Origin of the sequence: Pseudomonas sp. SBT1-2 (genome assembly GCF_028640875.1) — a bacterium.
GTDB classification, from domain to species: domain Bacteria; phylum Pseudomonadota; class Gammaproteobacteria; order Pseudomonadales; family Pseudomonadaceae; genus Aquipseudomonas; species Aquipseudomonas chlororaphis_I.
In genome coordinates, this window is sequence record NZ_JAQZAA010000063.1 from 140,411 (window position 1) to 167,147 (window position 26,737).

The window sequence follows — 26,737 nt, forward strand, 5'->3', positions numbered from 1 at the left end:
GCTAACCCGTCGCCAACCCCGGTGCTTCACGAATGATGAAGTGGTCGAGGTTCTCGATATTGGCGCTGAATACCCCGAACGTCTGTTCGGGGTGTTTCTTGCTCGGCACCTGTTTCAGCTCCGGGGTCACCCCATAAAAGAAACAATACAGCTCTTGTTCGCTGTCGATGGCGTGCTTGATCTCTTCGAGGAAGGCTTTGCGCTTGCGGTAGTTCTCGATCAGTTTTTTGCTCAGGTAGACGTTGACCGAGTAGGGCTTCTTTTTCCCCTCGTCGGCCTGCTTGAACCAGACCTTCTGTTCGAAGTCGATGCGAAAGCTCTGGGTGTAGTCCTTGATCTCCTTGATCTTGCCCCAGTAGATCAACCCCTTGTTGTCCAGCAGGTATTCGATCTTCTTGAAGAATGAGGCATAGGGCGCCGTGTGCTCGCCGATCTTCAGCGGCATGCGCTTGAGCAACTCCTTGTCGTCGATATTCGACACAAAACACTCCACCGGATGGGCGAAGACGCTGGTCTTGTCCGGCGTGCTGGCCTGGGCTGGATGAGGCGTGCGCGGGATGGAGGAGGGGGCGGGCGCTGCAGTGCTTGGCGTGTCGACATCCGCTGGCGGGGTGGCGGGCTTGCGCGCATATTCGCGGCGGGTCAGGAGCAATTCCGACGGGAAGTGCTCTTCCCGATCATCCTCGTCCTGCGCGCCTTCCAAGCCGGCTGCCAGGGTCCTGCTGGTGCCATACGGACAGCCCTCGATATGCCGGGTGCCGGGCAGGTTCTTGAAGTGCGGGGTGCGGATGTAATTGACGTTCTTGGCATTGAAGGTGCCCAACTGGTTGTCCGCGGCAAAGGCTGCGCGACAGGCGTCATTGGGGCACTGGAACTGTTCCTTGGCCGAGTCGAAGGCCATGGTCTCGTCGAAATTCAGATCGCGCACGTCATAGATCGACAGCTTGTCGTCGAGGCTGATGCAGTAGGCGGTGTCGAATTTCATGGGGCTCGGGTCCTTGAGTGAAGAAGGCTATTAATAGCGGGTGGTGAAGGGGAGTGCACTGATCTTTTCAAGCATGGGTGCCTATCTCGGCATAATCTTGTAGGTAGCGCGATCCACCCATAACCGGAAAGGGCTCAGGTTCATGTCTGACGGTAACCGCATCAATATCGGCTCCATTGGCGATGCCAACCACATCAACATTGCCCAGAATCAGGCGCCCGAGCGCACCAGCATTCAGTTCGTCATCGACCCCAGGAGCGTCGAACGGGTGAGCCGGGGCAGCGTCATCAAAGGCGCGGTGGCATTTTTCCTGTCGCTGCCGGCGCTGGCGCTTTCGGTCATGTCGATCCTGGCCGACGCGTTGGGCATCCTTTCCTACTTCAATGTGGAGTCGCGGATCCTGGCCTACCTCATCATGGCCCTCGCCATGGGCGGGGTGATGCTGTGCAACGGCAAACGCAAGATGGCCACTGCCAGCATTCCACCCGACCAGGCACGGTTCATCGATGGGCGTTGGGTCGAGCGTGATGAAAGCGGCGACTACCTGCTGTATCGCAATACCGCACCCTGCAACTACGAAAACTGCCACGGCACCGTGCGTATCCAGATGCCACCGCCTCGCGAGCAGCATAACCACGACCTGATCGGCGTCTGCGATATCGGCGGCAAGCAACACACCTATCGCGTCGACTTCAATGGTGTCGGCGAACGGCAGCATTTCGATTGGCGCCCGCTTGAGCAGAACAAGCCGTGATCCGGTTCCAGCCGCTCCCTTTTTAGGGGCGAGCGTGCTCGAGAAAAGATCCCGCGTCAGAGCCAGTCAAGCAGACAGCCTCCCTGAATCTTCCGTGTCATCGCGGGAGCATTTCATTGTTTTTGGCGGGGGTGGGTCTGCGAAATTTCCTACAGTTTTAATTAACAAAACTCTCACTATCCAGAGATGAGTCTTACGCGCTAAAGCTTGTAAAAACAAAAGCTTAGCTTTCAGGCCTGGTCCTGGCAGCGACTGTCATACCCTTGGCAAGGAGGGACAAGTAAGCCCCAGGGAAATGGTCGATAAGAAGGCGCCGGCCTCATGAGTGAAGGTCCGGTGGGAACAAGCCAAACGGCTTTTCTCCTCACAATAACGAGGACCTTGATATGCCTGTTCTGACGCGTTCATTGCTGTTTTTTCTGGCCCTGTCCGGCGCGGGGATCGTCCTGGCGGAGCAGGCGGCCTTGCCTTATCTGCCGGCGAATCAGTTCCTGCTGGCCGACTACCTGCCACCGCCACCTGCCGTCGATTCGTCGCTGCAGCACAGTGATTTGAAAGCGGTGCTGGCGGCCCAGGCGGCGCGCAGCAGGGCGCAGGTGAGCCAGGTCCAGCAGGATGATGAATGGGAGGACAGCGTGTTCCACTTCGCCAGGGAATCCCTCGGCGCCGGTTTCAGCATCGAGCGCCTGCCCCTGACCCGTGCCTTCTTCCGGCGGGCCCAGGAAGACCTGGTGCAGTTCCTGATGCCGGCCAAGCACAGCTATGGTCGGCCGCGCCCATACGAAGCCTCGGCACTGGTGAAGCCGGTACTGCCGCCACCCGAGGGCGATTCCTACCCCAGCGGTCATTCGATGAATGGGTATCTCAATGCCACCTTGCTGAGCATGGCGCTGCCGGAGAAACGCAGCGAGCTGTTCAGCCGCGCACAGATCAATGCCGACAGCCGGGTTATCGCCGGCGTGCATTTCCCCAGTGACCTGGAGGGCGGAAAGATAAGCGCCGCGGTATTGGCGGCCCGGCTGCTGGACGATCCCCGCGCGGCGGCGGATTTCGAGGCGGTGAAACAGGAGATTCGTGGAGTCCTGGCTTCTGCCGATTGAGCAGATATCGATCCGGGCCGGATGATTGGCCTGGAAGCGGGGGAGTCGGACCCTCAATAAAAAAGCCCTGAGCAAGTCAGGGCTTTTTTATCTTTCGTTGTGCCGATTCAGATCGAGATCGGCACAGGGCAGGAGCTCGGAATCAATCCCAGCTCAGCGCGCCGCCAGTCTGATACTCGATCACCCGAGTCTCGAAGAAGTTCTTCTCTTTCTTCAAGTCCATGATTTCGCTCATCCATGGGAACGGGTTGGTGGTGCCTGGGTATTCTTCTTTCAGGCCGATCTGCGACAGGCGACGGTTGGCGATGAACTTGAGGTAGTCCTCCATCATCGCTGCGTTCATGCCCAGTACGCCGCGCGGCATGGTGTCGCGAGCGTATTCGATTTCCAGTTGGGTGCCCTGGAGGATCATCTGGGTGGCTTCTTCCTTCATCTCGGCATCCCACAGGTGCGGGTTTTCGATCTTGATCTGGTTGATCACGTCGATACCGAAGTTCAGGTGCATGGATTCGTCGCGCAGGATGTACTGGAACTGCTCGGCGACGCCGGTCATTTTGTTGCGGCGGCCCATGGACAGGATCTGGGTGAAGCCGCAGTAGAAGAAGATGCCTTCCAGAACGCAGTAGTAGGCGATCAGGTTGCGCAGCAGCTCTTTGTCGGTGTCGACGGTGCCGGTTTCGAACTTCGGATCGGAGATCGAACGGGTGTACTTCAGGCCCCAAGCCGCTTTCTTCGCGACCGATGGAATCTCGTGGTACATGTTGAAGATCTCGCCTTCATCCATGGCCAGCGATTCGATGCAGTACTGGTAGGCGTGGGTGTGGATCGCCTCTTCGAACGCCTGGCGCAGGATGTACTGGCGGCATTCCGGGTTGGTGATCAGGCGGTACACGGCCAGCACCAGGTTGTTGGCAACCAGGGAGTCGGCGGTGGAGAAGAAGCCCAGGTTGCGCATCACAATGCGGCGCTCGTCGTCGGTCAGGCCTTCCGGGTTTTTCCAGAGGGCGATGTCGGCGGTCATGTTGACTTCTTGCGGCATCCAGTGGTTTGCGCAACCGTCCAGGTACTTCTGCCAGGCCCAGTCATATTTGAATGGCACGAGCTGGTTGAGGTCGGCGCGGCAGTTGATCATGCGCTTTTCATCGACGGCGACACGGGCGGAAGCACCTTCCAACTCGGCCAGGCCTTCGGCGATGTCGAGTTGGTCCAGAGAGGCCTTGGCACGGGCAACGGCAGCAGAATCGTTGGCGGTTACGGCGCGGGCTTCGAGAGCGGCGGCACCACCGGCGCTGTCGAGTTTGTCCATGGCAGCTTCGGCAGCGTGGCCGGCGTTGGCGCCTTTAACGGCGACTTCGCCTTCTTCTTTGTCGAATTCGTCCCAGCTCAGCATGACGTGTCGTCTCCTGCGTGAGGGCCAGATGCCCGTGTGAAAACTGATGGTTGGCTTTTCACACGGCCGAACTGGCCGCGTTGGATCTTAAGGAATCGTTTGTTGCAGCAGCTAACGCAGGCAATAAACAAAAATATGTACGGGAGTTCCGAGGCGGTTATGGGCACAGAGGACCGGGTCGATTTCTGCGCTGGCTTCGGATTGGCTGTTTATCCCTGTAAGGGAATATTGCAGGCCCGTTTTAAGGCCGCATTATAAGGACTTTTTTGCCGCTGTGGTGCGACGAAGTGGCTCACGATTCGGCCGGCGAGGGGCGTTATCGCGGCGGAGCGAGGGTTTACAAGGCTTTGGCCGGCGAAGATTTTTTTTCACCCCGTTTGGCGTGTTTTTGCCGCCTCGAGTTGATCGCAGGCGTTGAAGATTTTGCGCGATGCTCTGCAAGCCCCGTAGGACGTGACTTACAGGGAAGGGTGGGGGCTTTGGTAGACAGGATTGTGTTCAATTTCTGCTGAAAATTGTCGAGTGAGTTTTCTGCTCAAAAAATAAGCAAAAAAACTCTTTTGCCACTACATCTTGTGTTGGATGGTCAATTTTTGACCTTTGAAACACTACTGTCCCGGCTTACCATCCGAGGTCGCTTCTGACGCTCGAGAAAGCATTTGCGGACCTCCATCAAGCCCCTCGGAGCGATACAAAAACGCTCCCCGCAAGCTGGCTCGACAGATGAGAAAAGGGAGTGCGAAGGCCGTGGTCGCACTGCGTTGGGCGATGGCTTGCAACACGTCTGGTTTCAGTTGTGCATCTGGCCATCTTTGCCGCAAGAAAGAGCTCTTGCGGCCGGCACTTATTGGAACTTGAAGAGCAACTTGAATATCAGCCGTTAGAGCAGCCGTTACCCATGACGCGGTATTGCAGAATATGCCGCAGGCCTTTCGAGTCTTCATATTCCATACGCGCGGGTACAACTTCGCATACATCTGGAACTTCGCTCATGGAGATAACTTTGGCGATGTCCAGGTCGGACGAGTAAGAGTATTCCTCTACGGGCGGTTGCTGGCTGGCGACATCAGTCGGGATCTCGTCGGCCATTGCTGTAGCGCAAAGACTGCTGAGGGCCAGAACTAATAAAGCTTTCATTTTGATTTCACCTTTCTAAGGTCGTGTGGGGGCACGCAGCCTTTGTGGGGCTGCGTGTGGAACTTGAGTGGAAGTCTGGATTAACTGCCTTCGTGGGGGCTGTAACTTGGTTAATCACATTGCCTTGTTGGCGAGGTTGATTTTAGGCGCCTGAGTAGGCGCTATACAGGCGTGCTTTTGATAAACACTATTGACGGTTTTTGTAACAATCCCGGCAAAAACGACCCCCAGTGGCCTGGCAGCGGTCCGCTACTTGCCGCAGAAGCTGCCGCAAGTACCGTAATAGAAGGGCTAAAGCACTTTTCAGGGGGATTGGCCGGGGGTTGTTACTACCATCGTCGAATGGTTCTATAGGCCCGCCCCGGCTACAACGGGGTCATACAACAACAACTATGTCACCGAGGTAAGAAAGATGAGTGCGGCTTCTCTGTATCCCGTTCGTCCCGAGGTTGCGGCCAACACGCTGACTGACGAGGCGACCTACAAGGCCATGTACCAGCAGTCGGTCGTCAACCCGGACGGCTTCTGGCGCGAACAAGCCAAGCGCCTCGACTGGATCAAGCCTTTCACCACGGTGAAGCAGACCTCCTTCGACGATCACCATGTCGATATCAAGTGGTTTGCCGACGGCACCCTCAACGTTTCCTACAACTGCCTGGATCGCCACTTGGCCGAGCGCGGCGATCAGATCGCGATCATCTGGGAGGGCGACGATCCTTCCGAAAGCCGCAACATCACCTACCGCGAACTGCACGAGCAGGTCTGCAAGTTCGCCAACGCCCTGCGTGGCCAGGACGTGCACCGCGGCGACGTGGTGACTATCTATATGCCGATGATCCCCGAGGCCGTGGTCGCCATGCTGGCCTGTACCCGGATCGGTGCGATTCACTCGGTGGTGTTCGGCGGCTTCTCGCCGGAAGCGCTGGCTGGCCGCATCATCGACTGCAAGTCCAAGGTGGTGATCACCGCCGACGAAGGCATTCGCGCGGGCAAGAAGATTCCGCTCAAGGCCAATGTCGACGACGCGTTGACCAACCCGGAAACCAGCAGCATCCAGAAGGTCATCGTGTGCAAGCGCACCAATGGCCAGATCAAGTGGAACCAGCATCGCGACATCTGGTACGAAGACTTGATGAAGGTGGCCGGTACTGTCTGCGCGCCAAAAGAAATGGGCGCCGAGGAAGCACTGTTCATCCTTTATACCTCCGGCTCCACCGGTAAGCCCAAAGGCGTGCAGCACACCACTGGCGGCTACCTGCTGTATGCGGCCCTGACCCACGAGCGCGTGTTCGATTACCGTCCGGGGGAAATCTACTGGTGCACCGCCGACGTCGGTTGGGTCACCGGCCACACCTATATCGTCTATGGCCCGCTGGCCAATGGCGCGACCACCGTGCTGTTCGAGGGCGTGCCGAACTACCCGGACGTGACCCGCGTGGCGAAGATCGTCGACAAGCACAAGGTCAATATCCTCTACACCGCGCCGACCGCGATCCGCGCCATGATGGCCTCGGGTAGCGCCGCCTGCGAAGGCGCCGATGGCAGCAGCCTGCGCCTGCTGGGTTCGGTGGGTGAGCCGATCAACCCGGAAGCCTGGGACTGGTACTACAAGAACGTCGGTCAATCCCGTTGCCCGATCGTCGATACCTGGTGGCAGACCGAGACCGGCGCGACCCTGATGAGCCCGCTGCCGGGCGCCCATGCCCTCAAGCCGGGTTCGGCGGCTCGTCCGTTCTTTGGTGTGGTGCCGGCGCTGGTGGACAACCTGGGCAATATCATCGAGGGCGCCGCCGAAGGCAACCTGGTGATCCTCGATTCGTGGCCAGGCCAGGCGCGCACCCTGTATGGCGACCACGATCGTTTCGTCGATACCTACTTCAAGACCTTCCGTGGCATGTACTTCACCGGTGACGGTGCCCGTCGCGATGAAGACGGCTACTGGTGGATCACCGGGCGGGTGGATGACGTGCTCAACGTCTCCGGCCACCGCATGGGGACTGCCGAAATCGAAAGCGCCATGGTCGCGCACCCGAAAGTCGCCGAAGCGGCGGTGGTCGGTGTGCCCCATGACATCAAGGGGCAGGGCATCTATGTCTATGTCACCCTCAATGGTGGCGAAGAGCCGAGCGAAGCCCTGCGCCTGGAACTGAAGAACTGGGTGCGCAAGGAGATCGGTCCGATCGCCTCGCCGGATGTCATCCAGTGGGCGCCGGGGCTGCCGAAGACCCGTTCCGGGAAGATCATGCGCCGTATCCTGCGCAAGATCGCCACCGCGGAATATGACAGCCTGGGGGATATCTCCACGCTGGCCGACCCGGGCGTGGTGCAGCATCTGGTCGATACCCACAAGACCATGAACGTCGCCTAAGGCGAATCGGTCTCAGTGAAAGCCCCGCCCGGCCTTGTGCCGGGCGGGGCTTTTTTGTGAGCGCTACTGCCGCCTCTTGTAGCCGCTTTTCGATCGAATAAATATCGGTATGTCCATCAGGCGTATCTGAATGTTACCGGCAGCGGGGAATGTGTAACCCGCTGCCCGGATTCGGGGCAATGAGAAACGCCAGGCCCCGTTTCAGGGCCTTTCGGGGCCGGCAAAAAATAAGTCATAACGCTGCGCTTGCCGGAATAGAAGGCTTTGCGAATAATAGGCCCGCAATTTGCAACGTAGATAGGTTTATCGTCTTTTGCTCTTGCATAAACTTGAAGAGCTGTCAATGTGCTCGACCTGGTTTCTCAGTGCTTCTGTAATTTGTTGTCGCATTGAGGAAATATCGGCTTCGGGCCTGTCGTTAGAATGCCGATCACTCGCTCGTCGTAGCCTGCCGGAAACCCGCATGGGGTTCATGGCCAGGTCCTCAAGGACGCAGCACCGCTATCAGGTTCCACCCATTCGCATATTGGGCTGTCGCTCACTCTGCCGTTTTCGCCCTTTACCGATGGAGTCCTAAGATGAAGAAACTCGTGCTTCTTGGCGCCCTGGCACTGTCCTCCGTACTTTCCCTGCCGACATTCGCCGATGAAAAGCCTCTGAAAATTGGTATCGAAGCGGCTTACCCTCCATTCGCCTCCAAGGCTCCGGACGGCAGCATCGTTGGTTTCGACTACGACATCGGCAACGCCTTGTGCGAAGAAATGAAGGTCAAGTGCGTGTGGGTCGAGCAGGAGTTCGACGGCCTGATCCCTGCACTCAAGGTGCGCAAGATCGATGCGATCCTGTCGTCAATGTCGATCACCGACGACCGCAAGAAGTCCGTGGACTTCACCGGCAAGTACTACAACACCCCTGCGCGCCTGGTCATGAAGGCCGGTACCCAGGTCAGCGACGGCCTGGCCGAGCTCAAGGGCAAGAACATTGGCGTGCAGCGCGGTTCGATCCACGAGCGTTTCGCCCGTGAAGTGCTGGCTCCGCTGGGTGCCGAGATCAAGCCATACGGCTCGCAGAACGAGATCTACCTGGACGTCGCGGCCGGTCGCCTCGATGGCACCGTGGCGGACGCTACCCTGTTGAATGACGGCTTCCTGAAAACCGACGCCGGCAAAGGCTTCGCGTTCGTCGGCCCGGCGTTCACCGACACCAAATACTTCGGCGACGGCGTGGGTATCGCTGTACGCAAGGGCGATGCGCTGAAAGACAAGATCACCGGTGCGATCGCTGCCATTCGCGAGAACGGCAAGTACAAGCAAATCCAGGACAAGTACTTCGATTTCGACATTTACGGCCAGTAAATCGTCGAGTCAGCAAGTCCGAGATGGCGCAAGCAGCAGAATCTCTGAAGTTTGCGCCATTTTTTCATCCCAATTTTCGAGGACCTGAATCATGTTGAAAGGCTACGGGGCTGTCATCCTCGATGGCGCTTGGCTGACGCTTCAGCTTGCCTTGTCGTCCATGGCCCTGGCCATCGTTCTGGGTCTGATCGGGGTCGCGCTGCGCCTCTCGCCGGTGCGCTGGCTGGCGTGGCTGGGCGATCTGTATTCCACGGTGATCCGCGGGATTCCCGACCTGGTGCTGATCCTGCTGATCTTCTACGGCGGCCAGGACCTGCTCAACCGGGTCGCGCCCATGCTGGGTTACGACGACTACATCGACCTGAACCCGCTGGCCGCCGGTATCGGCACCCTGGGCTTCATCTTCGGTGCCTACCTGTCGGAAACCTTCCGCGGTGCCTTCATGGCGATCCCCAAGGGGCAGGCGGAAGCAGGCATGGCCTACGGCATGAACAGCTTCCAGGTGTTCTTCCGGGTGCTGGTGCCGCAGATGATCCGTCTGGCGATTCCAGGCTTCACCAACAACTGGCTGGTACTGACCAAGGCCACCGCGCTGATTTCGGTGGTGGGCCTGCAAGACATGATGTTCAAGGCCAAGCAGGCGGCTGACGCCACCCGCGAGCCTTTCACCTTCTTCCTCGCGGTGGCGGCGATGTACCTGGTGATCACCAGTGTCTCGTTGCTGGCATTGCGTCACCTTGAGAAGCGCTACTCGGTAGGCGTAAGGGCGGCTGATCTATGATCTTCGACTACAACGTCATCTATGAGGCCTTGCCGCTGTATTTCAGTGGCTTGCTGACCACCCTGAAACTCTTGGCCCTGTCGCTGTTCTTCGGTCTGCTGGTGGCGTTGCCCCTGGGGCTGATGCGGGTGTCCAAGCAGCCGATCGTCAACCTCAGCGCCTGGCTCTACACCTATGTGATCCGCGGCACGCCGATGCTGGTGCAGCTGTTCCTGATCTACTACGGCCTGGCGCAGTTCGATGTGGTGCGCAAAAGCTTCCTCTGGCCGTGGCTGTCCAGCGCGACCTTCTGTGCCTGCCTGGCGTTCGCCATCAACACCAGCGCCTACACCGCGGAAATCATCGCCGGCAGCCTCAAGGCCACGCCGAACGGTGAGATCGAGGCGGCCAAGGCCATGGGTATGTCGCGCTACAAGATGTATGCCCGCATCCTGCTGCCGTCGGCCTTGCGCCGGGCGCTGCCGCAGTACAGCAACGAAGTGATCATGATGTTGCAGACCACCAGTCTGGCCTCCATCGTGACCCTGATCGACATCACCGGTGCGGCTCGTACGGTCAACGCGCAGTACTACCTGCCGTTCGAGGCCTACATCACCGCCGGCGTGTTCTACCTGTGCCTGACCTTTATCCTGGTGCGCCTGTTCAAGCTGGCCGAAGGCCGCTGGCTGCGCTACCTGGCGCCGCGGAAGCACTGATATGGAACGCATTGACCACGCATTGCCGTGGAGCCACCTGGGCAGCGAGCGGCAGGTCTCGGTGTTCCGTTTCGGTCGCGGCGAGCGCAAGGCCTATATCCAGGCCAGCCTGCATGCGGACGAACTGCCTGGGATGCGCACCGCCTGGGAGCTGAAAAAGCGCCTGGCCGAACTGGAAGCCCAGGGCGCGCTGAATGGCGTGATCGAACTGGTGCCGGTGGCCAACCCGATGGGGCTGGGGCAACTGTTGCAGGGCAATCATCAGGGGCGGTTCGAGGCTGGCAGCGGCAAGAACTTCAACCGCGATTTCGTCGAGCTGAGTGCGCCGGTCGCGGCCCGTCTGGATGGATGCCTGGGGGATGACCCGCACGCCAATATCCAGATGATTCGCCAGGCCATGAGCGATGTGCTGGCCGAACTGCCGGCGCCATCGAGCCAGCTGCAAGGCATGCAGCGCACCCTCCTGAGCCACGCCTGCACCGCGGACGTAGTGCTGGACCTGCACTGCGATACGGAAGCGGCGCTGCATATGTACGCCTTGCCGCAGCATTGGCCGCAGTGGCGCTCCCTGGCGGCCCATCTGAATGTGCGGGTCGGCCTGCTGGCGGAAGACTCCGGCGGCAGCTCGTTCGACGAAGCCTGTTCGCTGCCCTGGCTGCGCCTGGCGCGCCAGTTCCCGCAGGCACAGATTCCGCTGGCCTGCCTGGCGACCACCCTTGAGCTGGGCGGTCAGGCCGACACCGGTCGCCCGCAAGCCGAGGCGCATGCCGAAGGCATCCTGGCGTTCCTCGCCGAGCAGGGACTGATTGCGGGCGAGTGGCCGGCGGCGCAGCATGAAGCGTGCGAAGCCATGCCTTTCGAAGGCACCGAATTGTTGTTTGCGCCGCATCCCGGCGTGGTGAGTTTTCTGCGTCCGGCCGGTAGCTGGGTGGAGAAGGGCGAGCCGATTTTTGAAGTGATTGATCCCTTATCCGATCGGGTCAGCACCCTGTGTGCTGGCACCAGCGGCGTGTTGTTCGCCGTTGAGCGGCTGCGTTACGCCCAACCCGGTTTCTGGCTGGCCAAGGTGGCGGGGCGCGAAGCGCTGCGGCACGGGCGCTTGCTCAACGACTGACTGCTTTTGTGAGAACCGACAGCATGTACAAACTTGAAGTCCAAGACCTGCATAAACGCTATGGCAGTCACGAAGTGCTCAAGGGCGTGTCCCTGAAAGCGGCGGCTGGCGATGTGATCAGCATCATCGGCTCCAGTGGCTCCGGCAAATCCACCTTCCTGCGTTGCATCAACCTGCTGGAGCAGCCGCACGCCGGCAAGATCCTGCTGAACAACGAAGAGTTGAAGCTGGTGGCGAACAAGGATGGCGCGCTGAAGGCGGCGGATCCAAAACAGCTGCAACGCATGCGTTCGCGCCTGTCGATGGTGTTCCAGCACTTCAACCTGTGGTCGCACATGACCGCCATCGAAAACATCATGGAAGCGCCGGTGCATGTGCTCGGCGTACCCAAGGCCGAAGCCCGTGCAAAGGCCGAGCACTACCTGGCCAAGGTCGGCGTGGCGCATCGCAAGGATGCCTACCCGGGCCATATGTCCGGTGGCGAGCAGCAGCGCGTGGCGATCGCCCGTGCGCTGGCGATGGAGCCAGAGGTCATGCTGTTCGACGAACCGACTTCGGCGCTCGACCCCGAGCTGGTGGGCGACGTGCTGAAAGTGATGCAGGCCCTGGCCCAGGAAGGCCGGACCATGGTGGTGGTGACCCACGAAATGGGCTTTGCCCGTGAAGTCTCGAACCAGCTGATATTCCTGCACAAGGGCCTGGTGGAAGAAAGCGGCAACCCGCGCGAAGTGCTGGTCAATCCGCAATCGGAACGTTTGCAACAATTCCTCTCGGGCAGCCTGAAGTAAATCACTCCCGTAACGCACCAAATTAGGTCATGCTGCGCACCGCGCGCCAGATGGTCTAATTTGGTTGCAGCCGCCTTTGGCCTCTAACACTGTTTTCGTTTCGGATTGCCCGCCATGACTGCCCATCGAATTGGTTTCCTGATTTGGCCCAGCACTAAAGCCTTGACGCTGGCGCTGGCCGAGGAGGCCTTGCGTGTCGCTCAGCGCGTGCATCCGGAAGTGGTCTACGAACTGGCCTTCCTGCAGGCTGAGGCGCCGGCCGACGGCGCCTGGCAACTGCCGGGCGAACCTTGGTCGGGCAAGCTCGAAGGCTGCCAGAAACTGTTCCTGCTGGCCGATGAGCCACCTGCCACTCTGGCGCCGGCCCTGAGCAGTGCGCTCAAGCAACTGGTGCGCGCCGGCTGTGTGATTGGTGGTTTGTCTGCCGGTGTGTATCCCTTGGCGCAGCTGGGGTTGCTCGACGGTTATCGGGCTGCGGTGCACTGGCGCTGGCAGGACGATTTTGCCGAGCGCTTCCCCAAGGTCATCGCCACCAGTCATCTGTTCGATTGGGATCGCGATCGCCTGACAGCCTGTGGCGGAATGTCGGTGCTGGATCTGTTGCTGGCGGTGCTGGCCCGTGACCACGGCGCGGAATTGGCCGGCGCGGTCTCGGAAGAGCTGGTGGTCGAGCGTATCCGCGAAGGTGGCGAGCGCCAGCGCATTCCGTTGCAGAACCGCCTGGGTTCCAGCCACCCGAAGCTGACCCAGGCGGTACTGCTGATGGAAGCCAATATCGAGGAGCCGCTGACCACCGACGAGATCGCCCAGCATGTGTGCGTCTCGCGTCGGCAGCTGGAGCGGATCTTCAAGCAATACCTCAATCGCGTGCCGAGCCAGTATTACCTGGAGCTGCGCCTGAACAAGGCGCGGCAGATGCTGATGCAGACCAGCAAGTCGATCATCCAGATCGGCCTGTCCTGCGGTTTCTCCTCGGGGCCACACTTCTCCAGCGCCTACCGCAACTTCTTCGGCGCCACACCGCGGGAAGACCGCAACCAGCGTCGCAGCAGTAGTCCGTTCGAGCTGTCTTCGGTGCCTTCCGAGCGCGGTTGATCCGCCTCTTCGTTTTGCCTGTCAGATTTTTATCGCGAGCAAGCTTCGCTCCTACACAAGAATGCGTTCCGTGTTGGAGCGAAGCTTGCTCGCGATGGCGTCGTCACGCCAGGCGCAAATCGTTGGACAATCCTGCCGTTAAAGCCTCCAGCAGTTTAAACTGCGCCTTTGCGACGCTATTTGTCGCATTGCCGTAAACCCGCGTAAAACCGGGGTTGGCGCTATAAGAAGTTGTCGCTTGGCGACAAGGCCGGGCAGAAAACTGTCCTTACAATCCCCCCATCGCTCGCCAGTTTCAGGCAGGCGTTCCTCTTCAGGAGACTCCGATGTCCGTTGAGCAAGCTCCGGTGCAACGCGCCGATTTCGATCAGGTCATGGTTCCCAACTATGCACCTGCAGCTTTCATTCCTGTGCGTGGCGCGGGTTCCCGAGTCTGGGATCAGTCGGGCCGAGAGCTGATCGACTTTGCCGGCGGGATCGCGGTCAACGTACTGGGCCACGCCCATCCGGCGCTGGTCGCTGCTCTGACCGAGCAAGCCAACAAGTTGTGGCATGTATCCAACGTCTTCACCAACGAGCCGGCCCTGCGCCTGGCCCACAAGCTGGTCGACGCCACCTTTGCCGAGCGCGCGTTCTTCTGCAACTCCGGCGCCGAAGCCAACGAGGCCGCCTTCAAGCTGGCCCGTCGTGTCGCTTTCGACCGTTTTGGCGCGGAAAAATACGAAATCATCGCGGCCCTCAACAGCTTCCACGGTCGCACCCTGTTCACCGTGAACGTGGGTGGCCAGTCGAAGTACTCCGACGGCTTCGGTCCTAAAATCACCGGTATCACCCACGTTCCCTACAACGATCTGGCGGCATTGAAAGCGGCGATTTCGGACAAGACCTGCGCGGTGGTACTGGAGCCGATCCAGGGCGAAGGCGGTGTGTTGCCAGCCGAGAAGGCTTACCTGCAAGGCGCCCGCGAGCTGTGCGACGCGCACAACGCGCTGCTGGTGTTCGACGAAGTGCAGACCGGCATGGGCCGCAGCGGCGAGCTGTTCGCCTATATGCACTACGGCGTGACCCCGGACATCCTGACCAGCGCCAAGAGCCTGGGCGGCGGTTTCCCGATCGCCGCGATGCTGACCACCGAAGCGCTGGCCAAGCACCTGGTGGTCGGTACCCACGGCACCACCTACGGTGGCAACCCGCTGGCATGCGCGGTGGCCGGCGCGGTGATCGACGTGATCAATACGCCCGAAGTGTTGAACGGTGTGAAGGCCAAGCACGATCGCTTCAAGACCCGTCTGCAGCAGATCGGCGAGAAGTACGGCCTGTTCACCGAAGTGCGTGGCCTGGGCCTGCTGCTCGGTTGCGTGCTCAGCGATGCCTGGAAAGGCAAGGCCAAGGACGTGTTCAACGCCGCTGAAAAAGAAAACCTGATGATCCTCCAGGCCGGTCCGGACGTGGTGCGTTTCGCCCCGAGCCTGGTGGTCGAAGAGGCGGACATCGAAGAAGGCCTGCAGCGCTTCGAGCGCGCGGTAGCCAAGCTGACCCAGGCCTGATTCGGGCCGCGGTACTCCTCGGCGCTTGTCTTCAGGGCCAGCGTCGAGCCCCATTTTCGGTGCCGGGCTGTCCCGGCATTTTTTTCCCTGAGTCGGCCTCCTGGCCGGCCTGTTTCGAGTAAGGAGTGACACCATGCTGGTGATGCGCCCCGCGCAAATGGCTGATCTGGGCGAGGTACAGCGTCTGGCTGCGGACAGCCCGATTGGTGTCACTTCCTTGCCGGATGACGTGGAACGCCTGAGCGACAAGATCGCGGCAAGCGAGGCTTCGTTCGCCGCCGAGGTGAGCTTCAATGGCGAGGAGAGCTACTTCTTCGTCCTCGAGGACACCGAAACCGGCAAGCTGGTCGGTTGCTCGGCCATCGTTGCTTCGGCCGGTTACTCCGAGCCGTTCTACAGCTTCCGTAACGAGACCTTCGTGCATGCCTCCCGCGAGCTGAAGATCCACAACAAGATCCACGTGCTTTCCCAGTGCCATGACCTGACCGGCAACAGCCTGCTGACCAGCTTCTATGTGGTCCCGGAACTGGTGGGGTCGCCATGGTCGGAACTCAATTCCCGCGGTCGCCTGCTGTTCGTCGCCAGCCACCCGGAGCGGTTCGCCGATTCGGTGGTGACCGAGATCGTCGGCTACAGCGACGAGAACGGCGACTCGCCGTTCTGGGACGCCATCGGCCGTAACTTCTTCGACCTCAACTACGCCGCCGCCGAGCGTCTGTGCGGGCTGAAAAGCCGTACCTTCCTCGCCGAGCTGATGCCGCATTACCCGATCTATGTGCCGCTGCTGCCGGATGCCGCGCAGGAAGCCATGGGCCAGGTGCATCCGCGGGCGCAGATCACCTTCGACATCCTGATGCGCGAAGGCTTCGAGACCGATCATTACATCGACATCTTCGACGGTGGCCCGACCCTGCACGCCCGGGTCTCGGGGATTCGTTCGATCGCCCAGAGCCGCGTGGTGCCGGTGAAGATCGGTGAGGTCGCCAAGGGCGGCGGACGCCAGTACCTGGTCGCCAATGCGCAGTTGCAGGATTACCGCGCGGTGATGCTGGAGCTGGATTACGCGCCGGGCAAACCGGTGACCCTGGATCTGCAAGCGGCCGAAGCCCTGGGCGTCGGCGAAGGTGCCAGCGTGCGCCTGGTGGCGGTTTAACGCCTTAAGCGAGTTTCGCGGGGGCCGTCAGCGGCGCCCGTCTGAGGAGATAGCATGATCGTTCGTCCCGTACGCAGCAGCGACTTACCCGCTCTGATCGACCTGGCCCGCAGCACCGGCACCGGCCTTACCACCTTGCCGGCCAACGAAGAGCGTCTGAAACACCGCGTGGGCTGGGCGGAAAAGACCTTCCGTGGCGAAGCCGAGCGGGGCGATGCGGATTACCTGTTCGTGCTCGAGGACGACAACGGCCGCGTGGTGGGGATTTCCGCGATTGCCGGCGCGGTCGGCCTGCGCGAGCCCTGGTACAACTTCCGGGTCGGCCTGACCGTCAGCGCCTCCCAGGAGCTGAACATCTACCGCGAGATTCCGACGCTGTTCCTGGCCAACGACCTGACCGGCAATTCCGAGTTGTGTTCGCTGTTCCTGCACGCCGATTACCGCACCGGCCTCAACGGCCGCATGCTGGCCAAGGCGCGCATGCTGTTCATCGCCGAATTCCCGCAGCTGTTCGGCAACAAGATCATCGCCGAGATGCGCGGCATGTCCGATGAAGCCGGGCGCTCGCCATTCTGGGAAAGCCTGGGCCGGCACTTTTTCAAGATGGAATTCAGCCAGGCCGACTACCTGACCGGCGTGGGCAACAAGGCGTTCATCGCCGAGCTGATGCCGAAGTTCCCGCTGTACACCTGCTTCCTCTCCGAGGGCGCGCGCAACGTGATCGGCAAGGTGCACACCGATACCGAGCCGGCGCTGGCGATGCTCAAGAGCGAGGGCTTCAGCTACCAGGGTTACGTCGACATCTTCGACGCCGGCCCGGCAGTGGAGTGCGAAACCGCCAAGATCCGCGCGGTGCGCGACAGCCAGGCGCTGGTGCTGGCCATCGGCACGCCGGGCGACGACGCCACGCCTTTCCTGATTCACAACCGCAAGCGCGAGGACTGCCGGATCACCGCCGCACCTGCGCGCTTTGCGTCGGGCACCCTGGTGGTTGATGCGCTGACCGCCAAACGCCTGCAACTCAACGCGGGCGATCAGGTTCGTGCCGTTGCGCTGTCTGCTTCCCGGGAGTCGAAATAATGAACACGCTGTACATTGCAGGCCAGTGGCTGCCAGGCCAGGGCGAAGCCTTTGAATCGTTGAATCCGGTGACCCAGCAAGTGCTGTGGTCGGGCAACGGTGCCACTGTCGCCCAGGTTGAAAGTGCGGTGCAGGCCGCGCGCCAGGCATTCCCGGCCTGGGCCAGGCGTTCGCTGGACGAGCGGATCGCCGTGCTGGAAGCCTTTGCCGCCAGCCTGAAAAGCCATGCCGACGAACTGGCCCGCTGCATCGGTGAGGAAACCGGCAAGCCGCTGTGGGAAGCCGCCACCGAAGTGACCAGCATGGTCAACAAAATCGCGATCTCGGTGCAGAGCTACCGTGAGCGTACCGGCGAGAAGAGTGGCCCACTGGGCGACGCCACCGCGGTACTGCGGCACAAGCCCCACGGTGTGGTGGCGGTGTTCGGCCCCTACAACTTCCCCGGCCATCTGCCTAACGGTCATATCGTTCCTGCCCTGCTGGCGGGTAACAGCGTGCTGTTCAAGCCCAGCGAGCTGACCCCGAAAGTCGCCGAGCTGACGGTCAAATGCTGGATCGAAGCCGGCCTGCCGGCGGGTGTGTTGAACCTGCTGCAAGGCGCGCGGGAAACCGGCATCGCCCTGGCCGCCAACCCGGGTATCGATGGTCTGTTCTTCACCGGCTCCAGCCGCACCGGCAATCACCTGCACCAACAGTTCGCCGGCCGTCCGGACAAGATCCTCGCGCTGGAGATGGGTGGTAACAACCCGCTGGTGGTGGATCAGGTCGCGGACCTGGACGCGGCGGTCTACACCATCATCCAGTCGGCCTTCATTTCCGCCGGCCAGCGTTGCACCTGCGCGCGCCGTCTGCTGGTGCCGCAAGGCGCCTGGGGCGACCAGTTGCTGGAGCGCCTGGTAGCGGTCAGCTCGACCATCGAGGTCGGTGCCTTCGACCAGCAGCCGGCGCCGTTCATGGGCTCGGTGATTTCCCTCGGCGCTGCCCGCGCGTTGATGCAGGCCCAGGAAAACCTGTTGGCCAATGGCGCTGTGGCGTTGCTGGAAATGACCCAGCCGCAGGATCAGGCCGCACTGCTGACCCCGGGCATTCTCGACGTGACCGCCGTGGCTGAACGCCCGGACGAAGAGTTGTTCGGCCCCTTGCTGCAAGTGATTCGCTACGCCGATTTCGAAGCGGCGATCGCCGAGGCCAACGACACCCAATACGGTCTGGCAGCAGGCCTGCTGTCGGATTCCGAGGCGCGTTACCAGCAGTTCTGGCTGGAAAGCCGGGCCGGCATCGTCAACTGGAACAAGCAACTGACCGGTGCCGCGAGCAGCGCGCCGTTCGGCGGCGTGGGCGCCTCGGGCAACCATCGCGCCAGTGCCTATTACGCCGCGGATTACTGCGCGTATCCGGTGGCGTCGCTGGAAACCGCAAGCCTGACCTTGCCGAGCGCGCTGACGCCGGGTGTACGCCTGGTGTGATGGGTTGCGCTGCAGATTGCTGGAAGGTCCTGCGACCTTCGCAGCCTGCAAAGCGGCTACAGAGAGCGGCGGGGCGTCGGTGGTTGTGGTAACCCTGTAGCCGCTGCCGCAGGCTGCGATCGCCTGCGAAGCGGGCGCCGACGGCCTCAAGACATGTACTGATACCGATGCCTATAACAACAGATTCTCGTGGAGCCTCGCTGATGAAATCCTATGAAGTCAATTTCGACGGTCTAGTGGGGCCTACCCATAACTACGGCGGCCTGTCCTACGGCAACGTCGCGTCCCAGAGCAACAGCCAGCAGTCTTCCAACCCCAAGGAAGCTGCGCTGCAGGGCCTGGCGAAAATGAAAGCGCTGATGGAAATGGGTTTCCAGCAAGGCGTGCTGGCACCACAGGAACGCCCGGACGTGGCCGCCCTGCGTCGCCTGGGGTTTTCCGGCAGCGATGCGCAGGTCATCGAACGCGCCGCCAAGGATGCGATGCCGCTGCTGGTCGCCAGTTGCTCGGCGTCGAGCATGTGGGTGGCCAACGCCGCCACGGTCAGCCCGAGCGCCGACACCGCTGACGGCCGGGTGCATTTCACCACCGCCAACCTGAACTGCAAATATCACCGCAGCATCGAGCATCCGACCACCAGTCGTGTATTGGGGGCGATGTTCGCCGACCCGCAGCACTTCGCCCATCACGCGGCGTTGCCGGCGGTGGCGCAGTTCGGCGATGAAGGCGCGGCCAACCACACCCGTTTCTGCCGCGACTATGGCCAGGCCGGTGTCGAGTTCTTCGTCTTCGGTCGCAGTGCCTTCGATACCCGCTACCCGGCACCGCAGAAGTACCCGGCGCGCCAGACCCTGGAAGCCTCGCAGGCCGTCGCCCGGCTGCACGGCCTGAGCGACGACGGGGTGGTGTATGCCCAGCAGAACCCGTCGGTGATCGACCAGGGCGTATTCCATAACGATGTGATCGCGGTGGGTAACGGCGAAGTGCTGTTCTACCACGAGGACGCGTTCCTCGGGACCGACAAGATGCTTGCCGAGCTGCAGGCCAAGCTGGGCAAGCGCGGCGGCAACTTCCAGTCGATCTGCGTGCCGCGCTCGCAGGTCACGGTGGAAGACGCGGTGCGCTCCTACCTGTTCAACAGCCAGCTGCTGTCCCGCGCCGATGGCTCGATGCTGCTGATCGTGCCGGAAGAGTGCCGCGGCAACGAGCGCGTCTGGCAGTACCTGCAAGGCCTGACCAGCTCCGGCGGCCTGGTCCGTGAGGTGAAAGTCTTCGACCTCAAGCAGAGCATGCAGAACGGCGGTGGCCCGGCGTGCCTGCGGCTTCGGGTCGCGCTCAATCAAACCGAGCTGGCGGCGGTCAACCCAGGGGTTATCATGACCGCGCCGTTGTACGGCACGCTGACCCAGTGGGTCGACAAGCACTACCGCGACCGCCTGAGCGAAAACGATCTGGCGGACCCGCAATTGCTGCTTGAGTGCCGGACGGCACTGGATGAACTGACGCAAATCCTTAAACTGGGCGCGGTTTATCCATTCCAGATCAATTAAAAAGCCCGCGCCTGTTTCCGCTGATCCAGGCGCGCCGCTTTACCTCCAGATGAGAGCGTAATAAATGAGCGATACCCTGCAGCTGATCCTTGAAGACACCGACGGCACTCAACTGGAAACTTCCTGCACCCGCGTTGCCGTGATGTGGCAAGGCAAGGAACTGTGGATCCAGCAGGACGGCCGCGGCCAGCTGCTGATCGGCGTGGACGTCGAGGAAGGCGACGAAGAGTATGCCAACCTGCTGCTGCGTCCATTGGCGACTAATCTGGTAAGTCTGCAACTGGAAATGGAGCCGGCCGACGCTGGTGACGACGATCACGTGCATGGCCCTGACTGCCAGCACGACCATTAAGGAATAACGTTCTATGCTCGCCCTCGGCAAACTGCTTGAACTGACCCTCGCCGGTCGTGAACCGGCGGAGAAGACTCAACTGACTGTCGACGGCGTGCGGATGCGCTGGCTGAGCGAAGGTGCGCTGGAAGTCCGGCCACCCCAGGCGCGGGACAATGGCATGGACCTGCTGCTGTCCGCCGGCATCCACGGCAACGAGACGGCACCGATCGAGTTGCTCGACCGTCTGTTGCATGACATCGCTCGCGGCGACCTCAAGCCGTGCGCACGCATTCTGTTCCTGTTCGGCAACCCCGAAGCCATGCGCCACGGCGAACGCTTCATCGAGCAGGACATCAACCGGCTGTTCAACGGCCGTCACGAACAAAGCAGTGGTAACGAGGCTTTGCGCGCCTGTGAGCTGGAGCGCCTGGCGGCGAGTTTCTTCAGCCTGCCGGACCGTACCCGCCTGCACTACGACCTGCACACGGCGATCCGCGGTTCGAAGATCGAGCAGTTCGCCCTGTACCCGTGGAAGGAAGGTCGCCAGCACTCGCGCCGGGAACTGGCGCGCCTGCGGGCCGCGGGCATGGAGGCGGTGCTGCTGCAGAACAAGCCGTCCATCGTGTTCAGCTCCTATACCTACGACAAGCTGGACGCCGAGTCTTTCACCCTGGAACTGGGCAAGGCCCGGCCGTTCGGGCAGAACCAGGGGGTGAATGTCGAGCGTCTGGAAACCCGCCTGAAGCAGATCATCGAAGGCCGCGAACCGCCCATGGCGGAGGAGAAGCTGGATGGCTTGCAGCTGTTCAGCGTCGCTCGGGAAATCATCAAGCACAGCGATACCTTCCACCTGCACCTGCCGGCGGATATCGAGAACTTCTCCGAACTGGAAGTGGGTTACCTGTTGGCCGACGATATCGCCCAGACCCGCTGGATAGTCGAGGAGGAGGGCGCGCGGATCATTTTCCCCAACCCCAAGGTGAAGAACGGTCTGCGTGCCGGAATCCTGATCGTGCCGACCACGGCTGACGGCCTGGCCTGAGCTGTAGCTGCTGCCGAAGGCTGCGATCGACCGCGTAGCGGGCGCCGCCTTTGAGGTTAATTAGAAGGCCCTGCGGGCCTTATCGCAGCCTGCGGCAGCGGCCACAAAAAACATCGCGAGCCAGCTCGATCCCTGTAGGAACGAACTGGCTCGCGATTTTTGCTTTCAGCGTCTGACGCTTACACCGCTACCCGCTGCTCAGGACGACGCAGGGCGCGAGTCTTGTGCAGGGTGTCGGCGCAGGTCTTCGCCGCTTCCTGGCCCTTGTGCACGAAATGCTCGAAGAAGAATTTCTGATGTTCTTCGCCGGCGTGGAAGTGGTGCGGGGTCAAGACCACCGAGAATACCGGCACTTCGGTTTCCAGCTGGACCTGCATCAGGCCGCTGATCACCGACTGGGCGACGAACTCATGGCGGTAGATACCGCCGTCCACCACCAGGCCCGCGGCGACGATGCCGGCATACCGGCCGGACTTGGCCAGCAGCTTGGCGTGCAGTGGAATTTCAAAGGCGCCGCCGACTTCGAAGAAGTCGATATCGCTTTCCTGATAACCCTGGGCGAGCATTTCGCTGACGAAACCTTTGCGGCTCTGGTCGACGATTTCCTTGTGCCAGCAGGCCTGGATAAACGCCACGCGTTCACCGTGATGCTGTTTGCTTTTGCTATCGATTGCGGTGGGTTGCATCTGTTCTGACTCCTGTTTGTGTGAAAAACAGGGCGTTATGAATCGAAAGGGATTTAAGGGTACGTACCGGCCAGGCGCACAAGCAGTCGCGCGCAGGTCTGTGGACGGCCCTTTGGCACCAATCCCGTTCTCTCTTCATCCGGACTATGACCGTCGGCCCCGGGATCACACCGGGTCTGCTGACCTTGCCGTCATTCGCCGCCGAAGCGGTACCTGTCGCCAAGCGCTCGCGGGCTATGCGCATTGCGCGCAATTACCGCCGGTGGGGAATTACACCCCGCCCTGAGAACGTTGCCACCGGGCTTTGCGGCGGCGGTGAGTTTGTAACACATATTTTTCGGCAGTGCATTGCAGCTTTTGGATGATAAACATCGGTTTTTCATCTCCAACGATGGGCTTTTCCTGGGCGGGCCTTGATAAATCGCGGTTGTGCCCGTAGTAATTCAGTTCGAAAGAATTTCCTTATCCGCAGCGACGTCCGCGTCCCCTTGCCGAGGCCTGATTCATGAGCGTTATCGATCTTCGCAGTGACACCGTTACCCAACCCACGGCGGGCATGCTGGAGGCAATGGCCACGGCGGCCACGGGCGATGATGTCTACGGCGAAGATCCGACGGTCAACCGCCTGGAGGCCGAACTGGCGCAGCGCCTCGGGTTCGCCGAGGCGTTGTTCGTGCCGACCGGTACCATGAGCAACCTGCTGGGCTTGATGGCCCATTGTGGGCGTGGCGACGAATACATCGTCGGCCAGCAGGCGCATACCTATAAGTACGAGGGCGGTGGGGCGGCGGTGCTGGGCTCGATCCAGCCCCAGCCGTTGGAAGTCCAGGCCGACGGCTCGCTGGACCTGGCCCAGGTCGCCGCGGCGATCAAGCCGGACGATTTCCACTTTGCCCGTACCCGCCTGCTGGCGCTGGAAAACACCATGCAGGGCAAGGTGCTGCCGTTGAGCTATCTGGCGCAGGCCCGGGCCTTTACCCGTGAGCATGGCCTGGCCCTGCACCTGGACGGCGCGCGCTTGTACAACGCGGCGGTTAAGCTGGGCGTCGATGCGCGGGAGATTACCCAACACTTCGACTCGGTCTCGGTGTGCCTGTCCAAGGGCCTGGGCGCCCCGGTGGGCTCGGTGCTGTGCGGTTCGGCGGAGCTGATCGGCAAGGCCCGACGCCTGCGCAAGATGGTCGGGGGCGGCATGCGCCAGGCCGGGATCCTGGCCGCGGCGGGCCTGTATGCGCTCGATCAGCATGTAGCGCGCCTGGCCGACGACCATGCCAATGCCCGGTTGCTGGCCGAGGGGCTGCGTGAGGCGGGCTATGAGGTCGAGCCGGTGCAGACCAACATGGTCTATGTGGCGATGGGTGACAGGGCAGAGGCCCTCAAGGCCTTCGCCGGCGAGCGCGGGATCAGGCTGAGCGCCGCGTCACGGCTGCGGATGGTCACCCATATGGACGTCAGTCGTGCACAAATCGAGCAAGTCGTCGGGACTTTTATCGATTTTTCCCGCAACTGACAGTGTTAGCCGTCCAATTGACCGTCTCTATCGTATAAACACGCTGTACCCCAAGCTCAGGGCCGATATAATGCGGCCCTTTGCCGTCGTTTCGTCTGATGACGTTTCGCACAGGCCTTTGGCCGCAGTCTCCGTGGAAGAACCTAATGAAAAGCGCAGAAATCCGTGAAGCCTTCCTTCGCTTCTTCGAAGAGCAAGGCCACACCCGTGTAGCCTCCAGCTCTTTGATTCCGGGCAACGACCCAACCCTGCTGTTCACCAACGCGGGGATGAACCAGTTCAAGGACTGCTTCCTGGGCCAGGAAAAGCGCGCCTATACCCGCGCCGTAAGCAGCCAGAAATGCGTACGCGCCGGCGGCAAGCACAACGACCTGGAAAACGTCGGTTACACCGCCCGCCACCACACGTTCTTCGAAATGCTGGGCAACTTCAGCTTCGGCGATTACTTCAAGCGTGACGCCATCACCTTCGCCTGGACTTTCCTGACGTCCGACAAGTGGCTGAACCTGCCGAAAGAAAAGCTCTGGGTCACTGTCTACGCCACCGATGACGAGGCCTATGACATCTGGACCAAGGAAGTCGGGGTTCCGGCCGAGCGCATGGTCCGTATCGGCGACAACAAGGGCGCGCCATACGCTTCCGACAACTTCTGGACCATGGGCGATACCGGCCCGTGCGGTCCTTGCACCGAGATTTTCTACGATCACGGCGCCGATATCTGGGGCGGCCCACCGGGCTCGCCGGAAGAGGACGGTGACCGTTACATCGAGATCTGGAACAACGTCTTCATGCAGTTCAACCGCACCGCCGATGGCGTGTTGCATCCGTTGCCAGCGCCGTCGGTGGACACCGGCATGGGCCTGGAGCGGATCAGTGCGGTCCTGCAGCACGTTCACTCGAACTATGAAATCGATCTGTTCCAGAGCCTGCTGAACGCGGCGGCCAAGGCCATCGGTTGCACCAACGACGCCCAGGCGTCGCTGAAAGTCGTGGCCGATCACATCCGTTCCTGCGGCTTCCTGATCGCCGACGGCGTGCTGCCTTCCAACGAAGGTCGCGGTTATGTCCTGCGTCGCATCATTCGCCGCGCTTGCCGTCACGGCAACAAGCTGGGCGCCAAGGGCAGCTTCTTCTATCAAATCGTGGCCGCGTTGGTCGCCGAAATGGGCGAAGCCTTCCCGGAACTGAAATCCCAGCAGGCGCATATCGAGCGCGTGCTGAAAGCCGAAGAAGAGCAGTTCGCCAAGACCCTGGAGCAGGGCCTGAAAATCCTCGAGCAGGACCTGGCCGAACTCAAAGGCTCTGTGGTGCCGGGCGACGTGGTGTTCAAACTCTACGATACCTACGGTTTCCCGATGGATCTGACCGGCGACATCGCCCGTGAGCGCGAGCTGACTCTCGACGAGGAAGGTTTCGAGCGCGAGATGGAAGCCCAGCGTGTGCGTGCTCGTTCCGCAAGCTCCTTTGGCATGGACTACAACAGCCTGGTCAAGGTCGATGTGGCTACCGAGTTCACCGGTTATCACGCCACCAGCGGTGCGGCCAAGGTGGTGGCTCTTTATAAGGAAGGACAATCGGTCGACGTGCTGAGCGAAGGTGAAGAGGGCGTCGTTGTTCTCGACCAGACGCCTTTCTACGCTGAATCGGGCGGCCAGATCGGCGACTGCGGTTACCTGCAAGCGGGCAGCGCGCGTTTCGACGTGCGCGATACCACCAAGACCGGCGGTGCTTTCCTGCATCACGGCGTATTGGCCAGCGGCAGCCTGACCGTTGGTGCTCCGGTGCAAACCCAGGTCGATGCCGAAGTGCGTCACGCCACTTCGCTGAATCACTCGGCTACCCACCTGCTGCACGCCGCTCTGCGCCAGGTATTGGGCGAGCATGTGCAGCAGAAGGGCTCGCTGGTCGACAGTCAGCGCCTGCGTTTCGACTTCAGCCATTTCGAAGCGATCAAGCCTGAGCAGATCAAGGCCCTGGAAGACATCGTCAACGCCGAGATTCGCAAGAACACCGCGGTGGAAACCGAAGAAACCGATATCGACACCGCCAAGCAGAAGGGCGCCATGGCGCTGTTCGGCGAGAAGTACGGCGACAGCGTGCGTGTACTGAGCATGGGCGGCGACTTCTCCGTTGAACTGTGTGGCGGTATCCACGCCAACCGTACCGGCGATATCGGCCTGCTGAAAATCATCAGCGAAGGCGGCGTGGCCTCGGGCGTACGTCGTATCGAAGCAGTCACCGGTGCTGCGGCACTGGCGTACCTGAACGCTGCGGAAGAGCAACTCAAGGAAGCGGCGACCCTGGTCAAGGGCAGCCGTGACAACCTGATCGACAAGCTGTCGGCCGTGCTGGAGCGCAATCGCCTGCTGGAGAAACAACTCGAGCAGCTGCAGGCCAAGGCGGCCAGTGCCGCTGGCGACGACCTGTCGGCGCAGGCGCTGGATGTCAAAGGCGCGAAAGTGCTGGCGGCGCGCCTGGACGGTCAGGACGGCAAGGCGCTGTTGGCGCTGGTCGATCAGTTGAAAAACAAACTCGGTCGCGCAGTGATCCTGCTCGGCAGTGTCCATGAGGAAAAGGTCGTACTGGTTGCGGGCGTAACCAAGGACCTGACTGGCCAACTCAAAGCCGGTGATTTGATGAAGCAAGCTGCTGCGGCAGTGGGCGGGAAGGGCGGTGGTCGTCCGGACATGGCGCAGGGCGGTGGTGTCGATGCCGCTGCGCTGGATGCCGCGCTGGCCCTGACCGTTCCGTTTGTCGAGCAGGGGATTTAAGGTTCCAAGCCGAGCCCGTCGTCTAGTGGCGGGCTT

Annotated in this window: 22 protein-coding genes and 1 riboswitch; of the genes, 18 read left to right on the forward strand and 4 right to left on the reverse strand. The window is 61.2% G+C overall.

Annotated elements, in window-relative coordinates; all coding sequences use genetic code 11:
- Position 1: 1 nt before the first annotated feature.
- Positions 2-985, reverse strand: a complete 984-nt coding sequence (locus tag PVZ78_RS09410) for a hypothetical protein (protein ID WP_273828602.1) — start codon at positions 983-985, stop codon at positions 2-4.
- A 142-nt stretch (positions 986-1,127) separates the two neighbouring features.
- Here PVZ78_RS09410 and PVZ78_RS09415 point away from each other — a divergent pair, with 142 nt between their 5' ends.
- Positions 1,128-1,739 carry a phage holin family protein gene (locus PVZ78_RS09415; protein WP_258255034.1) on the forward strand — a complete coding sequence of 204 codons (612 nt, stop codon included), beginning with the start codon at positions 1,128-1,130 and terminating at the stop codon, positions 1,737-1,739.
- 386 nt (positions 1,740-2,125) lie between these two features.
- Complete coding sequence (locus PVZ78_RS09420) at positions 2,126-2,839, forward strand: acid phosphatase (protein WP_273828603.1); 714 nt, start codon at positions 2,126-2,128, stop codon at positions 2,837-2,839.
- Between the two features lie 142 nt (positions 2,840-2,981).
- Here PVZ78_RS09420 and PVZ78_RS09425 read toward each other — a convergent pair whose 3' ends face one another.
- Together PVZ78_RS09425 and PVZ78_RS09430 are read right to left on the reverse strand one after the other, a co-directional pair.
- Positions 2,982-4,229: a ribonucleotide-diphosphate reductase subunit beta gene (locus PVZ78_RS09425; RefSeq protein WP_009050332.1), complete on the reverse strand. Its 1,248-nt coding sequence runs from the start codon at positions 4,227-4,229 to the stop codon at positions 2,982-2,984.
- An 873-nt stretch (positions 4,230-5,102) separates the two neighbouring features.
- Positions 5,103-5,366: a DUF2790 domain-containing protein gene (locus PVZ78_RS09430; RefSeq protein ID WP_038634332.1), complete on the reverse strand. Its 264-nt coding sequence runs from the start codon at positions 5,364-5,366 to the stop codon at positions 5,103-5,105.
- Between the two features lie 412 nt (positions 5,367-5,778).
- On the opposite strand from PVZ78_RS09430, the gene acs reads away from it, so the two are divergent.
- From acs to astE, 14 genes are all read left to right on the forward strand, one after another.
- A complete protein-coding gene (gene acs, locus PVZ78_RS09435) occupies positions 5,779-7,734 on the forward strand; it encodes an acetate--CoA ligase (RefSeq protein ID WP_009050330.1) in 1,956 nt (651 codons plus the stop codon).
- A gap of 578 nt (positions 7,735-8,312) precedes the next feature.
- Positions 8,313-9,089: an ABC transporter substrate-binding protein gene (locus tag PVZ78_RS09440; protein ID WP_009050329.1), complete on the forward strand. Its 777-nt coding sequence runs from the start codon at positions 8,313-8,315 to the stop codon at positions 9,087-9,089.
- A gap of 91 nt (positions 9,090-9,180) precedes the next feature.
- On the forward strand, positions 9,181-9,870 hold the full coding sequence (locus PVZ78_RS09445; RefSeq protein WP_007921541.1) for an ABC transporter permease: 690 nt from the start codon (positions 9,181-9,183) through the stop codon (positions 9,868-9,870).
- Positions 9,867-10,565, forward strand: a complete 699-nt coding sequence (locus PVZ78_RS09450; RefSeq protein WP_009050328.1) for an ABC transporter permease — start codon at positions 9,867-9,869, stop codon at positions 10,563-10,565. Before PVZ78_RS09445 ends, PVZ78_RS09450 begins: the two co-directional genes overlap by 4 nt.
- 1 nt (position 10,566) lies before the next feature.
- Positions 10,567-11,679, forward strand: coding sequence for a succinylglutamate desuccinylase/aspartoacylase family protein (locus PVZ78_RS09455; RefSeq protein WP_041984608.1), 1,113 nt, complete (start codon positions 10,567-10,569; stop codon positions 11,677-11,679).
- A gap of 23 nt (positions 11,680-11,702) precedes the next feature.
- A complete protein-coding gene (locus PVZ78_RS09460) occupies positions 11,703-12,467 on the forward strand; it encodes an ABC transporter ATP-binding protein (RefSeq protein ID WP_009045161.1) in 765 nt (254 codons plus the stop codon).
- Positions 12,468-12,581: 114 nt separating this feature from the next.
- On the forward strand, positions 12,582-13,562 hold the full coding sequence (gene argR / locus PVZ78_RS09465) for a transcriptional regulator ArgR (RefSeq protein ID WP_009045160.1): 981 nt from the start codon (positions 12,582-12,584) through the stop codon (positions 13,560-13,562).
- A gap of 326 nt (positions 13,563-13,888) precedes the next feature.
- Positions 13,889-15,109, forward strand: coding sequence for an aspartate aminotransferase family protein (locus PVZ78_RS09470; protein ID WP_009050325.1), 1,221 nt, complete (start codon positions 13,889-13,891; stop codon positions 15,107-15,109).
- A gap of 133 nt (positions 15,110-15,242) precedes the next feature.
- Entirely contained in the window at positions 15,243-16,262 is a 1,020-nt protein-coding gene (aruF, locus tag PVZ78_RS09475; protein WP_007921551.1) for an arginine/ornithine succinyltransferase subunit alpha, read from the forward strand.
- A 54-nt stretch (positions 16,263-16,316) separates the two neighbouring features.
- The gene (gene astA / locus PVZ78_RS09480; RefSeq protein WP_007921553.1) at positions 16,317-17,342 is read left to right on the forward strand and encodes an arginine N-succinyltransferase; all 1,026 of its coding nucleotides are present in this window, start codon (positions 16,317-16,319) and stop codon (positions 17,340-17,342) included.
- Positions 17,339-18,808 carry a succinylglutamate-semialdehyde dehydrogenase gene (gene astD, locus PVZ78_RS09485; protein ID WP_164485535.1) on the forward strand — a complete coding sequence of 490 codons (1,470 nt, stop codon included), beginning with the start codon at positions 17,339-17,341 and terminating at the stop codon, positions 18,806-18,808. Before astA ends, astD begins: the two co-directional genes overlap by 4 nt.
- Before the next feature lie 203 nt (positions 18,809-19,011).
- Positions 19,012-20,358, forward strand: coding sequence for an N-succinylarginine dihydrolase (gene astB / locus PVZ78_RS09490; RefSeq protein WP_273828604.1), 1,347 nt, complete (start codon positions 19,012-19,014; stop codon positions 20,356-20,358).
- Positions 20,359-20,422: 64 nt separating this feature from the next.
- A complete protein-coding gene (locus tag PVZ78_RS09495; RefSeq protein ID WP_007921560.1) occupies positions 20,423-20,710 on the forward strand; it encodes a hypothetical protein in 288 nt (95 codons plus the stop codon).
- Positions 20,711-20,723: 13 nt separating this feature from the next.
- The gene (gene astE / locus PVZ78_RS09500) at positions 20,724-21,734 is read left to right on the forward strand and encodes a succinylglutamate desuccinylase (RefSeq protein ID WP_009050321.1); all 1,011 of its coding nucleotides are present in this window, start codon (positions 20,724-20,726) and stop codon (positions 21,732-21,734) included.
- A gap of 179 nt (positions 21,735-21,913) precedes the next feature.
- Here the strand turns inward: astE and PVZ78_RS09505 are convergent, their stop codons facing one another.
- Positions 21,914-22,420 carry a 6,7-dimethyl-8-ribityllumazine synthase gene (locus PVZ78_RS09505; RefSeq protein ID WP_007921563.1) on the reverse strand — a complete coding sequence of 169 codons (507 nt, stop codon included), beginning with the start codon at positions 22,418-22,420 and terminating at the stop codon, positions 21,914-21,916.
- Positions 22,421-22,542: 122 nt separating this feature from the next.
- Positions 22,543-22,714: riboswitch (FMN riboswitch) on the reverse strand.
- A 211-nt stretch (positions 22,715-22,925) separates the two neighbouring features.
- On the opposite strand from PVZ78_RS09505, the gene ltaE reads away from it, so the two are divergent.
- Together ltaE and alaS are read left to right on the forward strand one after the other, a co-directional pair.
- A complete protein-coding gene (gene ltaE / locus PVZ78_RS09510; RefSeq protein WP_038576718.1) occupies positions 22,926-23,930 on the forward strand; it encodes a low-specificity L-threonine aldolase in 1,005 nt (334 codons plus the stop codon).
- A gap of 146 nt (positions 23,931-24,076) precedes the next feature.
- Positions 24,077-26,701 carry an alanine--tRNA ligase gene (alaS, locus tag PVZ78_RS09515; RefSeq protein ID WP_273828605.1) on the forward strand — a complete coding sequence of 875 codons (2,625 nt, stop codon included), beginning with the start codon at positions 24,077-24,079 and terminating at the stop codon, positions 26,699-26,701.
- Positions 26,702-26,737 lie beyond the last annotated feature (36 nt).

Bases quoted from the DNA above. Each gene is read 5' to 3' on its own strand.
- acs (WP_009050330.1), top strand. From the start codon at position 5,779: ATGAGTGCGGCTTCTCTGTATCCCGTTCGTCCCGAGGTTGCGGCCAAC.
- PVZ78_RS09455 (WP_041984608.1), top strand. From the start codon at position 10,567: ATGGAACGCATTGACCACGCATTGCCGTGGAGCCACCTGGGCAGCGAG.
- PVZ78_RS09430 (WP_038634332.1), bottom strand. From the start codon at position 5,366: ATGAAAGCTTTATTAGTTCTGGCCCTCAGCAGTCTTTGCGCTACAGCA.
- astB (WP_273828604.1), top strand. From the start codon at position 19,012: ATGAAATCCTATGAAGTCAATTTCGACGGTCTAGTGGGGCCTACCCAT.
- astA (WP_007921553.1), top strand. From the start codon at position 16,317: ATGATCGTTCGTCCCGTACGCAGCAGCGACTTACCCGCTCTGATCGAC.
- ltaE (WP_038576718.1), top strand. From the start codon at position 22,926: ATGAGCGTTATCGATCTTCGCAGTGACACCGTTACCCAACCCACGGCG.
- PVZ78_RS09450 (WP_009050328.1), top strand. From the start codon at position 9,867: ATGATCTTCGACTACAACGTCATCTATGAGGCCTTGCCGCTGTATTTC.
- astE (WP_009050321.1), top strand. From the start codon at position 20,724: ATGCTCGCCCTCGGCAAACTGCTTGAACTGACCCTCGCCGGTCGTGAA.
- PVZ78_RS09495 (WP_007921560.1), top strand. From the start codon at position 20,423: ATGAGCGATACCCTGCAGCTGATCCTTGAAGACACCGACGGCACTCAA.
- PVZ78_RS09445 (WP_007921541.1), top strand. From the start codon at position 9,181: ATGTTGAAAGGCTACGGGGCTGTCATCCTCGATGGCGCTTGGCTGACG.
- PVZ78_RS09415 (WP_258255034.1), top strand. From the start codon at position 1,128: ATGTCTGACGGTAACCGCATCAATATCGGCTCCATTGGCGATGCCAAC.
- PVZ78_RS09425 (WP_009050332.1), bottom strand. From the start codon at position 4,229: ATGCTGAGCTGGGACGAATTCGACAAAGAAGAAGGCGAAGTCGCCGTT.
- PVZ78_RS09460 (WP_009045161.1), top strand. From the start codon at position 11,703: ATGTACAAACTTGAAGTCCAAGACCTGCATAAACGCTATGGCAGTCAC.
- argR (WP_009045160.1), top strand. From the start codon at position 12,582: ATGACTGCCCATCGAATTGGTTTCCTGATTTGGCCCAGCACTAAAGCC.
- aruF (WP_007921551.1), top strand. From the start codon at position 15,243: ATGCTGGTGATGCGCCCCGCGCAAATGGCTGATCTGGGCGAGGTACAG.
- PVZ78_RS09410 (WP_273828602.1), bottom strand. From the start codon at position 985: ATGAAATTCGACACCGCCTACTGCATCAGCCTCGACGACAAGCTGTCG.
- alaS (WP_273828605.1), top strand. From the start codon at position 24,077: ATGAAAAGCGCAGAAATCCGTGAAGCCTTCCTTCGCTTCTTCGAAGAG.
- PVZ78_RS09440 (WP_009050329.1), top strand. From the start codon at position 8,313: ATGAAGAAACTCGTGCTTCTTGGCGCCCTGGCACTGTCCTCCGTACTT.
- PVZ78_RS09470 (WP_009050325.1), top strand. From the start codon at position 13,889: ATGTCCGTTGAGCAAGCTCCGGTGCAACGCGCCGATTTCGATCAGGTC.
- PVZ78_RS09505 (WP_007921563.1), bottom strand. From the start codon at position 22,420: ATGCAACCCACCGCAATCGATAGCAAAAGCAAACAGCATCACGGTGAA.
- PVZ78_RS09420 (WP_273828603.1), top strand. From the start codon at position 2,126: ATGCCTGTTCTGACGCGTTCATTGCTGTTTTTTCTGGCCCTGTCCGGC.